Origin of the sequence: Streptosporangium saharense (genome assembly GCF_014203715.1) — a bacterium.
Taxonomy (GTDB): domain Bacteria; phylum Actinomycetota; class Actinomycetes; order Streptosporangiales; family Streptosporangiaceae; genus Streptosporangium; species Streptosporangium saharense.
On sequence record NZ_JACHJP010000011.1, the window covers coordinates 258,782 to 272,979 of the forward strand.

A 14,198-nucleotide genomic window follows, 5' to 3' on the forward strand; every position below is an offset into this window, starting at 1 on the left:
GGACTCCAGGAAGGTGGGGGGCGATGCCCCACACTCGCTCTTTCGTGCGGCTCGTTCTTCGTGCTCAATCACAAAAAGCGGGTCACGCGTCGTGTTATCTGCCGAAGATCCGCATCTGGAGCATCACGGTCAGCCTGGCCTCGGAGTCGCCCAGGTCGAGGCCGCCGATCTCGGTGAGCCGCTTGAGCCGGTAGCGGAAGGTGTTGGCGTGCACGTGGACCCTGGCCGCGGCGGCGTTGACGTCGCCGAAGGCGTCGAGGTAGGCCCGCAGGGTGGGGACGAGCTCGCTGCCGTGTTCGGCGTCGTAGGCGAGCAGCCGTTCGTAGGGGCCGGTCGGCGTCTGCTCCTCGGCCTCGGCCAGGTCGGCGAGCTGCAGCAGCAGCGCCTCGAAGTGCACGCCGGTGTAGCCCGCGACGGCGCCGGAGGCGTCCCGCGCGCGCAGCACGCGCAGCGCCCTGTCGGCGTCGGCCCTGGACCTGGCCACCTCGGACAGGTTGCCCGCCAGGCGGCCCACGCCGATGTTGGCGGGGTGTCTGGGGCCGACGCGGGCCAGGAAGCTCTCGGCGACCCGTACGGCCCGCGACTCCTCCTCGCCACCGCTGCCCGCGTGCAGCGGCAGGACGGCGTAGGCGACCGAGCCGACCAGCGCGGCGGCGGCCTTGGGGTGGATGGCGCCGACGTGCAGGGCGAGCGCGTCGCAGAAGCGCTGCCTGTCGCTCTCCCTGCGCGCGGCGTCGCCGTCCGACCTGCCGCTGAGCTGGGCGGCGAGCACGCACAGGCGTTCGCTGGCCACGCCGAGCCTTCCGGCGGCCTCCGCAGCGTCCCTGCCCCCGGCCAGTACGGTCGACAGCAGGTCGGCGCGGAGCCTGCGGCGGGTGTCGGCCCCTGCCCGCTGCCGCAGCAGCTGCAGGGCGACGATCTTGGCGGCGTCGGCGAGGGCGCGCTGCCGCTGGTCGCTCAGCGGCTCGCGCACCGCGGCCCAGATGGAGCCGAGGATCTCGTCACCGGACCGTACGGCGACCGCCGCCCGGTGGATGCTGTCGCCGTCGAGTTCCAGGTAGACCGGTTCGTGGCTCTGGTAGAGCTTCCTGAAGAAGCCGCGTTCCTCCAGCATCCGCCGGTAGCGCATGGGCACCTGGCGGCCGAGCACCGTCTCAACCCGGCCCGGGTCGGCCTCGTCCTGGCGTCCCGAGTAGGCCAGCACCCGTGAGGAGCGGTCCTCGATGGTCACCGGGGCGTCCAGCAGCGCGCACACGGCGTTGGCCAGCGAGAACAGGTCGTCGGCGGGGGCCTCCCCCGGCTCGGTGAGGTCGCCCTCGGCCAGCAGTGAACGCAGCAGGGCCGCCACCTGGGCCCAGGAGGCGGCCCTGGTCAGCCCGAGGACCGCGACGCCGGTCTCCAGGACCTTGGCGCGGACGAGTTCGTCGACGTCCACGGGCTGTTTGACGACGACGCCCGCCGCCGGGCCCGCCGCGTCGAGCAGGGCGCAGATCTGCCCGGCGCTCTCGACCCCGACGGCCAGCAGGATGTTCCCCTCGGGCAGCAGCAGCTCGTCGAGGGGGTCGTAGATGTGCACCCCGGTGACCTCGGCGTCGAGTTCACCGGGCGAGGCGGCCACGTCCAGCACGGTGCTTCCCAGGTCTTCCAGGATGCGCCGGAGGCTGGAGCGTGGCCGGTTGCTCATCTGCTCACGATAATGGACATACAAGGACATCAGGCGCGCAGGTGATCTATCGCCACACGGGCCGCACGGCCGATGGCCGCGTCCGCCCTGGGCAGTCTGAGGCCGAACGAGCGGGTCCGTAGGAAGACCGCGGCCGCGTACCGCTTTCCGTCGGGATACTCAAGCACGCCCGCCTCATTGCGGATGCCCCAGAGTGTCCCGGTCTTTCCGGAGATCTTTACCTCGTCGCCGAAGGCGGAGGAGAGCCGGTGCGGCCAGATCTGGTTGCCCATGATCCTGCGCGCCTCGGCGCAGGCCGCCGCGGGACCCGCCTCGTCCCGCCAGATCAGGCCGAGCAGGGTGGTGATCTCGCGGGGTGTGCCCGAGGTCGTCCGCTCCGGGTCACGTACGGCCAGCGACCTGATCTGCTCCTCGCCGACCGTGGCGAGGCGCTCCTCGTCGTCCAGGCCGGACAGGCCGAGTTCGGTGACCACGCTGCCGAGCAGTTCGGCACAGCCGCCAACCAGCCAGGTCCGCTTCAGGCCGAGCTCGCGCAGCGTGGCGTGCACGTTGTCGAGCCCGACCCGGCGCAGCAGCACGTCGGTGGCCGCGTTGTCACTCATGGTCATCATGAAGTGGGCCAGGTCACGCAGGGTGAGCGAGACGTCGTCCAGGCATCCGGAGGTGCCGATGCCGCCGTCCTTGTCGGCCGAGGTCACGCTCAGCCGCTCGGTCGGCTCCAGCGTGCCCGCCGCCGCCTGCCTGCCGTACTCCAGCAGGATCGGCAGTTTGAAGACCGAGGCGAGCACCACCGGGTCGTCGGCGCCGAAGCTCACCTCGCCGTCGCCGTCGATCTCGCGGACGTGGACGAAGCCCTCGGCCTCCGCCTCCTCGAACACCGCGCGCAGCGCGCCGGAGACCTCAGACATGGCGCAGCGTCCTCGCCCCCGCGTGCAGGTGGGTGGCCCGCCCGTCCTCGCCGACCACGAAGGTGATCGTCTCGTGCATGCCGTCCTTCGGCGCGGCCGCGATGAAGGAGTGGCCGGTGTGGTGCGTGAAGCGGGTGGTGGTCCGCGTCTGGCCGTTGCTCTCCATGAACTCGCCGGGGATCAGCGTGACGTCGAGCCCCTCGGGGGCCTCGGCCACCTCCCAGGTGTACATCGGCCCGGCGTACCCGCCGAGGTAGGGCGCGGGATCGACAGCCTGCGGCGTCTCCGAGGGCACGGGCAGGTCGGGTACGGCCAGGCCGGTGACCTCGCGGATCAGCGGCAGCGCCAGGTCGGCGATCATCCCGACGACGGCGCCGCCGTTGACGCTCATCGCGATCGCGAAGTCCGACCCGGGCACGACCCGCCAGAACGTGCTCTGCCCGATCGTGCCGCCGTCGTGCCCGTAGACCTCGCCACCCCAGTCGAACAGCTCGAAGCCCAGGCCCCAGCGGTCGGCGAGCAGCCCGGGGACGCCGGGCACGTCGATCTGCTTCGTCCGCATGGCCGCGACCGCCTCCTCCGACAGCAGCCGGGTGCCGTCCTGCGCCACGCCGCCCGCGACGAACATGCGTCCGAAGCGGACCAGCTCGCGCAGGGCCAGGCACATGGTCGAGCCCGCGGGGGCGTTGGAGCGCGGCATCGCCCACGACCGGTGGACGGCGCCCTCGGGGCCGACGTGCCCTGCCGAGGCCCGGAACAGGATGGCCTCCTCGGGCAGCAGCGCCCAGTGCGTCGCGCCGAGCGGCCCGAGCAGGCGCTCACGCATGGCCTGCTCCCAGGTGGTGCCGCGCAGCCGGGCGACCAGGGCGCCGAGCACGCAGTAGCCGGAGTTGCAGTAGGAGAACAGCGCTCCCGGCTCGTGGACGTGCCCCGCGTCGCGCAGGAAGTGAATGTACTTGTCCAGGCTGTCGTCGCCGCGCCCGGTGTCCTCGAACAGGTCGCCGTCGAAGCCGCCGCTGTGGGTGAGCAGGTGCCTGACGGTGACGACCTTCTCCGAGCCGTCGGCGACGGCGAACTCCGGCAGGTAGTCCCGCACGGGACGGTCAAGATCGACCAGGCCCTCGTCCACGAGCTGCATGACCAGCGTGGCGGTCCAGACCTTGGTGGTCGAGCCGACCTGGAAGACGCTGTCCGGGGTGGTCTCGACGCCGGTGTCCCGGTTGACCACACCGGTGGCGGCCTGGACCAGCTCACCGTTCGCCCAGAGGGCGAGTGAGGCGCCGGGCACGCCGTGCTTGCGGGCCGCCTCGTCGAGGCGCTCCTGAAGGTTGTCCAGCATTTCCGCTCCTCAGGCGATCTTCGGGGTGGCGCGGACGCCGAGGTGGACGTACGGCGAGCCGTCGGCGAGCTCGTAGAAGACGGCGGAGAGCCACTGCGGCTCCCCCTCCGGGCGGCCCACGAAGGTGGTGTCGTCAACGGCGACCAGCTCGATCTCCAGGGGTGGCTGCAGCCCGGCGAGGGCGCCGGTGACCTCGTTGAGCAGGAACAGCCTGCCGTCGCGGAGGCTCACCGTCATCCGGCTCCCTGCCCGCTCGTAGACGCCGGTGTAACGCTCCAGGTCGGTCTGGAACGGCTCGGCGGGCGGCCCGAGCACGGGCGGGACGGCGATCCCGGCCAGTTCGGCGAACAGCTCGGTGGACAGCGCGTGGTGGAAGGCCGCGGTGTGGCCGCCGTTGGTCAGCGAGCACACCACCACCTCCGGCTGGGTGTCGGTGGCCGGGAGCACCCAGAGCATGGCGGCCTGGCCGATGGTGTTGCCGCCGTGGGAGATCACCCTGCGGCCCTGCCACTCGTCCAGGATCCAGCCGAGACCCCACTGCTTGCCGAGGGTGTGGGGGTTGGGGATGTCCACCTGCGGCTCCCACATGGCCCGGGGGTCAGCCAGCAGCCCGGTGCCCAGGTGGGCACGGCCGAAGGCGACGACGTCGGCGGGGCGGGCGGAGACCAGCCCGGCGGGACCGCAGGAACGCATGAGGCTGGAGACCGGGGCGGGCTTGCCGTCCATGTGGCCCATGGCGGCGCGGAAGCGCAGCACGTCCTCGGGCAGGGTCCAGGTGTGGGTCAGCCCGAGCGGCTCGATGACCTGCTCGCGCAGCGCGGCGTCCCAGACCTTGCCGGTGAGCCGTTCGACGACGCGCCCGGCGACGACGAAGCCCGAGTTGCAGTAGGACTGGGTGGCGCCGAGCGGGTGGTTCTGCGCGAGGTCGGCGCAGGCCGCGACGTACTTCTCGACGCAGTCGTCACCGCGGCCGGTGTCGAGGAAGAGGTCGCCGTCGATGCCGGAGGTGTGGGAGAGCAGGTGCCTGATCGTGACGGTCTTGGTCACCTCGGGGTCGGCGACCCGGAACTCCGGCAGGACCTCGGAGACCGGGGTGTCCAGCGTCAGCGCGCCCTGCTCGACCAGCAGCATGATCTGGGTGGCGGTCCACACCTTGGTGATCGAGCCGATCTGGAAGAGCGAGTCCGTGGTCGCCTCGACCCCGGTGTCCACGTTGAGCAGCCCCGCGGCGAACTCGTGGACCTCCCCCTCGTACAGGAAGGCCAGGTTCGCGCCGGGAACCTCGTATTCGGCGATCAGCTCGGCGAGACGGTCGTGCCAGCGGTGGGGATCCACTGCTCCAGCCATGCGACGATCCTTTCGTTGTAGTCCGTTCGGTGGGAGGGCCTGCCGTTGAGGATGAACAGGTGGGAGCCGCCGGGGTAGCGGACGAGCCTGACCGGGACGCCGCGCTCGCGCAGCGCGGTGAACCACTGCTCGGCCTGGCCCACGGGGCAGCGGTCGTCGTTCTCCCCGTGCAGCAGGAGGGTCGGCGCGGTGACCTTCCCGACGTTCTCCATGGGCGACTGGCCCGTGACGTCCCCGCCGCACTCGTGGATCTTCAGGAAGTACCCGAGGTCGGAGGTCCCGGCCATGCTGGTCAGGTCGCTGACGCAGCCGCCGGGAATGACCGCCCTGAAGCGGTCCGTCCTGGTCGGCAGCCAGCAGGAGATGTAGCCGCCGTAGCTGTAGCCGGTCAGCCCGAGCCGGTCCGGGTCGGCGATCCCCTCGGCGACCAGTTCGTCGATCGGGGCGAGGAAGTCGTCGGTGTCGGCGATCCCCCAGGCCCCGGAGACGGCGGTGTAGAACGCCTCGCCGTACCCGTCGCTGCCCCTGGGGTTGAGGGTGAGCACGGTCCACCCCCTGGCCGCGAGGATCTGGTGGTAGAGGTGCACGCCGTCGAAGACCGGCGCCCAGGTGTTGTGCGGGCCGCCGTGCACGTCCAGCAGCAGCGGCCCGGGGCCGGTGAGCGTCTCGTCGCGCAGCACGAACCCCTCGACCGGCGTGCCGTCCGGCGCGGTGAAGGTACGGCTGCGCGGGGTGAACAGCTCCACGTCCTCCAGCGCGTACGACGTCAGCCGCGTCACCGAGAGCCCGCCCTGCAGGTCCAGGAGATAGACGTCCCCCGCGCTGTACGGCGTGGCCGCGACGTAGGCGATCCTGCCCGCGGCGGCGCTGACGCCGGAGACCACCTGGTCCCCGCCGACGAGCTTCTCCCCGCCCGCGCGGTAGAGGTGCGTGCAGCCGCCGTCGCGGGCGCAGAAGACGAGGTCGTCCCCGGCGAGCTGGGGTACCGCCCCGGGGTAGCCGGGGGCGCCGACCATCAGGTTGCGGTCCAGGCCCTCGGTCACCTCGGTGAGTGTGCCGTCGTCCAGGTGGAACAGGCGGGTGTGGCCGACGGGGCCGCCGACCAGCGCGGCGACCAGCAGCCGCCCGCCGCTCCACCACGCCCCGGCACAGATCAGCTCCGGCCCGGTGAGCCGCTCCGGCGTGCTTGTGGGGCCGTCGGCGGTCTCCGGGACGTCGACCGAGTAGGCGGCCCCGCCCACGACCAGGTCGCGGTCCTGCTCCAGGTCGGCGACGAAGGTCAGGCGCAGCCCGTCCGGCGTCCAGGACGGCTCTCCGGCGAGGAAGTCCCCCGAGGTGACCTGGACGGTCTCGCCCGTCTCGACCTCCACCACGAACAGCTGGGTCGTCAGGCCGCGCAGCAGCCCGGCGCCGTCGGCCTTGTAACCGAGCCGGTCGGTCACCACCGGCGCCGTCGGGTCCGCCTGGCCGTACGGCGCCGCGTAGGCGATCCTGGTCCCGTCGGGGGACCAGACCGGCGCGCCCGCGCCGAGCGGGGTGTCCGTCAGGAGACGTGGTTCGCCGCCGTCCATCGGCAGCAGGTGGATCTGCGGCCTGCCCTCGACGGGCCGCAGGAAGGCGAGGGTGCGGCCCACGGGAGACCAGCGGGGGCAGGAGTCGTGCGGGCCGCCCGTCAGGCGGCGCGGCTCGGCGCCGGGGGCGGCGAGCCAGATCTCGGAGTGGTTGTCGTCGGATTCCCGGTCGGCCGTGGTCACCGTGTAGGCGACGGCGCCTCCGTCGGGGCGCAGCCGGGGGTCTCCCGGAACCGCGATGCGGTGGAGGTCGCTGAGCGAGAGGCGGGGCATGTCCGAACGCTAGGCGCCCGTCCGCCCCGCTTCTTCGGTCGTCACGACGAACCGGGCCGGTCCCGTTGTGCCGTCCTCCAACCGGGACCGGTGCCGCCCTCAGGCCTTCGCCACCTCGGCGGCGGGGAGCCGTTCGAGCAGCCCCCTGAGGTCGTCGGCGTGGTCCTCCTCCTGGGCGAGGATCTCCTCGAAGACCCTGCGGGTGGTGACGTCGTGGTCGCCGAGCCACTGGATGATCTCGGTGTAGGAGATGATGACGATCCGCTCCGCGATCAGATCCTCCTTGATCATCTCCACCAGGTCGAGGCTGCCGTCGTACTGGGTGTGGGACCGGGTCGCCAGCGCCTTGGGGCTGAGGTCGGGGTTGCCGCCGAGCTGCACGATGCGCCGGGAGAGCTTGTCGGCGTGCTCCTGCTCCTCGGCCGCGTGTTCGAGGAACTCCGCGGCGACCGGCTCCGCGTAGAGGCCGGTCGCGGTGTAGTAGTGCCGTTTGTAACGCAGCACGCAGACCAGCTCGGTGGCCAGCGCCTCGTTGCACACCTGGATCACGCGCTGCAGGTCGGCACCGTACGCGGGGGTGATGGGCCCCTTGCCGATCTCATGCCGCGCTCTGTCCCGGATCTCCGTGATATCGGTAAGAAATTCCGCCATGCCCCGCCTCTACCCCGGTTCTTCCACACGGCAAGCTCTGCGATCTCCCAAGAACACGCCGTCCGGGGAGCCGTTCACGGGCAGGGTGGGTTCGAGGTAGTGGGCGTGGATGACCGACTCGATCCGCTCGGGGTCGCCGGAGGCCAGGCCGCTGATGACGAGCCGGTGACGGTCGGCGGCCTCGGCCATCTCCAGTTGCTGGCGGTCGAGCGAGGAACGCATGAGGGCGTACATGTGGCCGTTCATGGTCTCCCACAGCTCGGCCACGCGACGGCGCCCCGAGGCCAGCACGATCTCCCGGTGGAAGCGGGTGTCGATGTCCACCAGCTCCTGCATGTCACCCGCCCGCGCGGCGCCGTCCATCTCCTGGACGAGCTGTTCGAGGCGCTCGAAGAAGCCGGGGGGCAGGTTGGACACGGCGTCGCGGGCGGCGGCGGACTCCAGGACGCAGCGGGCGTAGCAGATGTCCTGGATGTCCTCGGTGGACATGCGGGTGACCATGCTGTACCTGCGCGGGTTGATGTCGACCAGTCCCTCGTTGGACAGGTCGCGCAGCGCCTGACGCACGGTCGCCCGGCTCACGCCGTACTCCTCGGCGATGCCCGCCTCGACGAGCCTGGTGCCCGCGGGCAGCTCGTCGTTGAGGATCTTGCGTCGCAGCGCCAGCCGTACCGTGTCGGGTAGGGATAGGTGTTCGAGCACTTCCCCTGGTGTCCTCTCTCGCGTCGCTCGGGTTGACGCCTGTCTGGTTCAGTATGGAGCGCCGCTCAGGGCGGTCTCCGACAGCGCGGGTTCCCCATCCGGATCGACCGTGACGGCCAGCAGGTCCGCCGGGCCGGTCATGACGGGGGTGACACCGGGGCCGTGGCCCGGCAGCGGGCTGTCGCCGTGCGCGACGACGCCGACGGTGCGCCAGCCGCGCCGGTAGCCCATGTTGTGCCGCACGTCGATGTCGTCGAGCGCGACCAGGTCGCCGAGGCGCAGCCAGGCCAGGCCCGGCGTCGACGGCGTGACCTGCACGTCCAGGTCCCACATCTGCGCGGGACGGCCCAGGCCGTTGCCCGCCAGGCGGCTGGGCACCGTCCCGCGCACGGTCACCGTCACCTTCCCGGCCTCCACCCGCAGCGGAAGGAGGCCCAGCAGCCGGGGGTCGAGGTTGAGCAGCTCGACGCCGGGCACGCCGAGCGAGGCTCCCTGGCCGTGCCCGCGCACGGAGATCCCGTCGCCGGGGCGCAGCGCGGCCAGGTGTTCCTGCGCCATGCTGACGATCACCCGGCCCGCCTCGCCGCGTTTGCCGACCACCCAGCCCCGCGCGCCGGTCGCCGCCCCGGTGCGGACCACGACCTCGTTGCCCACGCAGGCGTAGGCGGTCAGCGCGTGCCTGGCCGCCGGGTCGGGGTGGACCAGGCAGACCCCCGGCGCCGCGTGGTCGGCGTCGAAGCCGAAGGCCGAGTCGCCGAGCCGTACGCCGAGCACGATCCCGCCGTCCCCGGCCGGGACGTACGGCCTGCCGTCGGCGTCGATCCGGTAGGGGTTCATGCCGTCGATCTCCGGGTGCTCGACGATCCCGAGCAGGTTCACCGCCAGCGTGTTCACCGGATCACCTCCAGGTTGGCGTCGGGACTGCGGACGAGGTGGAAGGCCTCGGCGGGGCCGGTGATCAGGGAGGACGGCCCCGGCCCGTGGCCGTGCAGCATGCAGTGCCCGGTGGAGATCACGCCGATAGTGACATATCCGGACCGGTAGCCGCGACCGAAGCGGTGGTCGGCGTCCTCGACCGCCACGAAGTCGCCGATCCGCAGTCCTTCCAGGCCCAGCGACAGGTCCTCGGACAGGCCCGCGTAGGCGCCCATGAGGTCGGTGTTGGCGAACTCGGAGGCCATGCCCGCGCCCGCGCCGACGGCCTCGGCGGGCACCGTCGCGGCCACGTGCACCTCCAGCCTGCCGTCGGCGCGGGTGCCGCCCGGCATCCGTTCGACCAGCTCCGGCGAGCAGTTCTTCACGGTGAGGGCGGGGTGGTCGGTGAGCCGCAGCCCCTGCCCCCTGGCCACGACCGTGACGGGGTCGCCGACGGTGACCTCGGCGAGCGCCTCCTCGGGCAGGTCGGCGAGCACGTAGGCGTGCTGCCCGATGACGAACCCCTCCGCCCCCGAGGCCGTGCGCACGGTGTTGCCGACGCAGGTGAGGAACTGCAGCGCCATGTTGGCCCGGGGGTCGCGGTGCCTGATGGACAGGCCGGGCTCCAGGTGGTCGGCGGCGTAGCCGGTGGCCGGGTCACCGCAGTGCACGCCGAGCGTGACCCCGCCCATGCCGGGCAGCAGGAAGGCTTGGCCGTCCGCGTCGGGCCTGGCGCCGTTCCTGTCGGCCAGCGGCGGCCAGACCTCCCCGGTCAGGATCTGGGTGACCAGGCGGGCGGCGTTGGTGGCGGCCCTCATGGCCGGGGTCCGAACCTGAAGCCGCGCACCCGCAGGGCGGGGGCGGTGACGGCGCCGTTCCACACGTTCATCAGCGACTGGGTGGCGAGCGTGTCGCCGACCGCGTCCACCCGGGACAATAGCCCGAAGACGCTCTCGGTGAACCGTTTGCCCGCCACGGGCCGGGTGATCCTGCCGTTCTCGATCAGGAAGCAGCCGTCCCTGCTCACCCCGGTGATGGTGGTCCTTCCCGGATCGACGGCCCGCGTGTACCAGAAGCGCTGCACGTAGACCCCGCGCTCGACCCCGGCGACCAACTCCTCGTCCGGCGTCGTGCCGGGAGACATGACGAGGTTGGCCGGGATGGCCAGGGGTGACTCCTCGCGGGCGATGTGGGCGTGCCCGGTCGAGGGGACGCCGAGCGCGGCGGCGGTTGCCAGGTCGGTGACGGCCTCGCCGACACGTCCCTCGGTGAGGAACGCGACCCGTCGTTTGGGGGTCCCCTCGATGTCGAACGGGAACGGCAGCCCGACCCCGGCGAGCGCGTCGTCGGCGACCGTGACGCACGGCGCGGCGACGAGTTCGCCCGGGGTGCGGGCGACGGCGCCGACCCCGGCGGCGAGCGCCTGCCCGGTGAAGCCGAAGGCGCCGAAGAAGTGCAGCAGCTCACCGGCCGCGAGCGGGCCGAGGACGACGTCGTGCACGCCGTCGGGCAGCTCGACCGGCCGCCTGGCGCGCGCCGCCTCCCGCACGGTACGGCTGGCCGCCTCCCGCAGGCCGAGTGCCCGCGCCGACCTGCCCAGGTCGCACCAGTAGGAGGAGCCCTCGCCCGCCTTGACGGTCAGGGCGCCGGAGGCCTCGGTCGCGGCGGCGTAGGCCCGCACGCCCCCGGTTCCGGCGACCGCGAGTTCGGTGACGGCGCGGCCGAACATGCCGTAGGCCCGCGCGTCCGCCTCCTTGGCCTCGCGGATGACGTGGGCGGCCTCCGCCGAGCGGGCGGCGGCGTCCCACTCCTCGACGTCGGCGTGCCACAGGCCGGGCTCGGGGTACGGCCCCACCCGGGCGACGCCGTAGACCCCCTTCGCGCCGCCGCCGCGCGCCAGGTCGAGCGCGGCCCGCGCGGCGGTCTCCGGCTCCTCGATCCTGGAGGTCGCGGCCCGCGCGGTACGGCCGTCCACGACGACCCGCACCATGAGCTGACGTTCCACGATGTCCTGCGCCTGGTGAATCCGCTCCCCCGCGAACCGGGTGTACTCCCCGGAGCGCACGGTCAGGAACGCCTCGGCCTCGTCGGCCCCCGCCGCGCCCGCGAGCGCCCGTTCGACCGCCTCGACCGCGCGGTCCCCACCGGTGTACGGCCTCATCCCGTCCCTTCCCTCCCGGTTCGTCATCACGCGACCCCGATCCGCACGCCGCGCACGAGGGTCGGGGAGGCGCCGTGCCCGAGGAAACCCCACTGCTTCGGCTCGCCCTTGCCGCAGGGCATGCCGAAGGCCCTGAACTCCTCCGGTCCCGCGACCGCCTCGACCGAGCCCCAGAAGCGCGGGGTCACGCCGCCGTAGGAGAGGTTCCGCAGCAGCCGTCCGCGCCTGCCGCGCCGTACCTCGTAGGCGACCTCGGTGCCGAACTGGAAGTTCCAGCGACGCTCGTCGATGGACCAGCTCCGGTTGTCGTCCACGTAGTAGCCGTCGCCGAGCCGGTCGAGCAGTTCGTCGAGGCTTCCCGAGCCGGGTTCGAGGAAGACGTTGGTGGCGAAGCAGACCGGGGTGTAGGCCCAGCCGTCGGCCCTGGCGGCGCCGATCGGGGTGAGGCCGAGCCTGGCGGCGCTGTCCCTGCCGGACAGGAAGTCCACCACGACGCCCTCCCTGATCAGCTCCCTGCGCCCGGCCGGGGTGCCCTCGTCGTCCCAGCCGAAGGAGCCCCTGGTGCCGGGGACCGTCGGGTCGGCGGTGACGTTGACCGCGGGTGAGCCGTAGCGCAGCGTGCCGAGCGCGTCCGGGGTGATGAAGGATGCCCCGGCGAAGTTGGACTCGTCGCCGAGGATGCGGTCGAGTTCGAGCGCGTGGCCGCACGACTCGTGGATCTGCAGCGCCATCTGGGCAGGGCCGATCACCAGGTCCGCGGTGCCCGAGGGGGCGACCGGCGCCGTGAGCAGCGCGACCGCCTCCTCGCCGACCCTGGCGGCCTGCTCGACCAGCCGCAGCGACTCCACGTACTCCCATCCGGCCGCGGCTGTGTTGCCGTGGAAGGAGTTGGGGTAGGAGCGGCGCTGCACGTCGTGCTCGTCGGCGGCGAAGACCATCACCATGGCGCCCGACTCGACCAGGTGCTGGTGCTGGCGGGAGCCCTCACTGTCGGCGAAGTGCCGGTGCTGCCGTTTGGCGTTCAGCCCGACCTCGGCGGAGACGACCTTCTCCGGCGCCCCTGCTGCGGCGAGGGCCTGGTCGAGCAGGCCGTACCTGCCGGAGAAGGTGAACGGGTCGGTCGTGACGTCGGTGGCGTAGCGTCCGCTGGAGGGCGGGCGCGGCGGGAGGGTGACGCGCTCGGTGCCCTCGAAGGCGGCGGCGCGGGCGGCGGCGACGGCCCGGCCCGCGACGGCGCGGACGTCGGCCTCGTCGCCGAGCGGCGCCGCGGCGAACCCCCACACCCCCTCGCGCAGGGCGCGCACCCCGACGCCCAGGTTCAGCTCGGAGCGTTCGTCACGCGCCCCGCCGTGCCTGCCGTACAGGCGCGTCTCCTCGCACTCGACGAGCCTGACGTCGGCGTACTCGACACCGGGACCCGAGGCGGCGCCGAGCGCGACCTCGCACAGCGCCCGTGCCGCCGCGTCATCGTGGGCGCTCCCCCAGGTGTGCGCCGTCACCTGACCCCCTCAAGGGGAAAGCTGACCCAGCTGCGCTCGCGGAAGGAGCGTTCGAAGGTGTTGATGGTCTCCTGGACCAGCGCGCCCTGCGCGAAGTCGCCCTGGTTGGCGGGGTCGCCGGAGAGGATCTCGTCGGCGAAGTCCCGGCACAGGTTGGAGTAGAACAGCAGCGGCCACGGCTCGGTGGAGGCGCCGCCCTCGGGGAAGAACCGCTGCGGGATCTCCCGTTCCACGAACTCGACGTAGCCCTTGGAGGCCGTCTTGATCGTCTGGCAGATGCCGTCCTCCTCGACCAGCCTGATGATGATCGCGCCCTCCGAGCCGTAGACGCGGGCCTCGATGCCGGGGAAGTTGCCGACCGTGACGAACGACGACTGGATGGAGGCCAGGGCGCCGCTCTCGAACTCGGCGATCCACATGTCGCCGTCGTCGATGTTCATCCTGGTCATCAGGCCGGTGTCGCGTACGACGCGTTCGGGGACGAAGTTCCGCATCGTGCCGACCGCGGAAGTCATGGGGGAACCGACCCACCAGTGCATGATGTCGATGATCGGCGCGCCGTACCCCTCGATGGACGACACCTGGATGACGTCCGGGTCGGCCTCTGCGTCCACCTGGCGCAGCGGGGTCTCCGGGTCGAGCCACTGGCTGTTCTGCTCGTAGCCGTTGAAGATGTACGGCTCGCCGACGAAACCGGCGTCGATGAGCTCCTTCGCGTAGAGCACCGCGGGGGCGTACCTGAAGGTGAAGCCCAGCTTGGTCTTCAGCCCCTTCGACCTGGCCAGTTCCGCGGCCCTGCGCGTCTCCCGGTAGTCGTGGTGCACCGGCTTCTCGCACAGTACGTGCTTGCCGGCCTCAAGGGCGGCCCAGGAGATCTCGAAGTGCGCCCGGTTGCCGGTGGCCACGTCGACGACGTCGATCCCGGGGTCGTCGAGCAGTTCGCGGTAGTCGGTGACGACGCGCCCGACGCCGAAGCGCCTGCCCGCCTCGGCGACCACGTCCGCGTCGGAGTCGGCGAGCGCGACCACCTCGACGCGGGGGTCACGCTGCCAGCCGGGGATGTGGGCCACCTGCGCCCACCGGCCCGCGCCGACGACGGCGACCCGCAGCTTGTCCTGTCCCATGGTGAAAAGTTCCTTTCGGGGGTT

Annotated in this window: 12 protein-coding genes; all 12 read right to left on the minus strand. The window is 72.2% G+C overall.

The window, feature by feature from the left end:
* Positions 1–94: 94 nt before the first annotated feature.
* The 12 genes from FHS44_RS34965 to FHS44_RS35015 all read right to left on the minus strand — a co-directional run bounded on the left by FHS44_RS34965 (position 95) and on the right by FHS44_RS35015 (position 14,174).
* A complete protein-coding gene (locus tag FHS44_RS34965) occupies positions 95–1,684 on the minus strand; it encodes a PucR family transcriptional regulator (protein WP_246436540.1) in 1,590 nt (529 codons plus the stop codon).
* A gap of 29 nt (positions 1,685–1,713) precedes the next feature.
* Positions 1,714–2,592, minus strand: coding sequence for a serine hydrolase (locus FHS44_RS34970; protein ID WP_184723160.1), 879 nt, complete (start codon positions 2,590–2,592; stop codon positions 1,714–1,716).
* Entirely contained in the window at positions 2,585–3,931 is a 1,347-nt protein-coding gene (locus FHS44_RS34975) for a serine hydrolase domain-containing protein (protein ID WP_184723163.1), read from the minus strand. Before FHS44_RS34975 ends, FHS44_RS34970 begins: the two co-directional genes overlap by 8 nt.
* A 9-nt stretch (positions 3,932–3,940) precedes the next feature.
* The gene (locus FHS44_RS40440) at positions 3,941–5,278 is read right to left on the minus strand and encodes a serine hydrolase (RefSeq protein ID WP_221461648.1); all 1,338 of its coding nucleotides are present in this window, start codon (positions 5,276–5,278) and stop codon (positions 3,941–3,943) included.
* Positions 5,227–7,122 carry a S9 family peptidase gene (locus tag FHS44_RS40445; RefSeq protein WP_221461649.1) on the minus strand — a complete coding sequence of 632 codons (1,896 nt, stop codon included), beginning with the start codon at positions 7,120–7,122 and terminating at the stop codon, positions 5,227–5,229. Before FHS44_RS40445 ends, FHS44_RS40440 begins: the two co-directional genes overlap by 52 nt.
* A 99-nt stretch (positions 7,123–7,221) precedes the next feature.
* Positions 7,222–7,773 carry a ferritin-like domain-containing protein gene (locus FHS44_RS34985; RefSeq protein ID WP_184723165.1) on the minus strand — a complete coding sequence of 184 codons (552 nt, stop codon included), beginning with the start codon at positions 7,771–7,773 and terminating at the stop codon, positions 7,222–7,224.
* Between the two features lie 9 nt (positions 7,774–7,782).
* Complete coding sequence (locus tag FHS44_RS34990; protein WP_184723168.1) at positions 7,783–8,475, minus strand: GntR family transcriptional regulator; 693 nt, start codon at positions 8,473–8,475, stop codon at positions 7,783–7,785.
* 48 nt (positions 8,476–8,523) lie between these two features.
* The gene (locus FHS44_RS34995) at positions 8,524–9,369 is read right to left on the minus strand and encodes a DUF4438 family protein (protein ID WP_184723171.1); all 846 of its coding nucleotides are present in this window, start codon (positions 9,367–9,369) and stop codon (positions 8,524–8,526) included.
* The gene (locus tag FHS44_RS35000) at positions 9,366–10,208 is read right to left on the minus strand and encodes a DUF4438 family protein (RefSeq protein WP_184723174.1); all 843 of its coding nucleotides are present in this window, start codon (positions 10,206–10,208) and stop codon (positions 9,366–9,368) included. The genes FHS44_RS34995 and FHS44_RS35000 overlap by 4 nt, the downstream gene beginning before the upstream one ends.
* The gene (locus FHS44_RS35005) at positions 10,205–11,551 is read right to left on the minus strand and encodes a TldD/PmbA family protein (RefSeq protein ID WP_184723177.1); all 1,347 of its coding nucleotides are present in this window, start codon (positions 11,549–11,551) and stop codon (positions 10,205–10,207) included. The genes FHS44_RS35000 and FHS44_RS35005 overlap by 4 nt, the downstream gene beginning before the upstream one ends.
* A gap of 26 nt (positions 11,552–11,577) precedes the next feature.
* The gene (locus FHS44_RS42560) at positions 11,578–13,050 is read right to left on the minus strand and encodes a TldD/PmbA family protein (protein ID WP_184723180.1); all 1,473 of its coding nucleotides are present in this window, start codon (positions 13,048–13,050) and stop codon (positions 11,578–11,580) included.
* Positions 13,047–14,174: a Gfo/Idh/MocA family protein gene (locus tag FHS44_RS35015; RefSeq protein ID WP_184723183.1), complete on the minus strand. Its 1,128-nt coding sequence runs from the start codon at positions 14,172–14,174 to the stop codon at positions 13,047–13,049. Before FHS44_RS35015 ends, FHS44_RS42560 begins: the two co-directional genes overlap by 4 nt.
* Positions 14,175–14,198: the final 24 nt, after the last annotated feature.

Excerpts from the sequence above, each read along its gene's own strand:
- FHS44_RS34985 (WP_184723165.1), bottom strand. The coding sequence starts at position 7,773 with ATGGCGGAATTTCTTACCGATATCACGGAGATCCGGGACAGAGCGCGG.
- FHS44_RS35015 (WP_184723183.1), bottom strand. The coding sequence starts at position 14,174 with ATGGGACAGGACAAGCTGCGGGTCGCCGTCGTCGGCGCGGGCCGGTGG.
- FHS44_RS35000 (WP_184723174.1), bottom strand. The coding sequence starts at position 10,208 with ATGAGGGCCGCCACCAACGCCGCCCGCCTGGTCACCCAGATCCTGACC.
- FHS44_RS34975 (WP_184723163.1), bottom strand. The coding sequence starts at position 3,931 with ATGCTGGACAACCTTCAGGAGCGCCTCGACGAGGCGGCCCGCAAGCAC.
- FHS44_RS34970 (WP_184723160.1), bottom strand. The coding sequence starts at position 2,592 with ATGTCTGAGGTCTCCGGCGCGCTGCGCGCGGTGTTCGAGGAGGCGGAG.
- FHS44_RS40445 (WP_221461649.1), bottom strand. The coding sequence starts at position 7,122 with ATGCCCCGCCTCTCGCTCAGCGACCTCCACCGCATCGCGGTTCCGGGA.
- FHS44_RS34965 (WP_246436540.1), bottom strand. The coding sequence starts at position 1,684 with ATGAGCAACCGGCCACGCTCCAGCCTCCGGCGCATCCTGGAAGACCTG.
- FHS44_RS35005 (WP_184723177.1), bottom strand. The coding sequence starts at position 11,551 with ATGAGGCCGTACACCGGTGGGGACCGCGCGGTCGAGGCGGTCGAACGG.
- FHS44_RS40440 (WP_221461648.1), bottom strand. The coding sequence starts at position 5,278 with ATGGCTGGAGCAGTGGATCCCCACCGCTGGCACGACCGTCTCGCCGAG.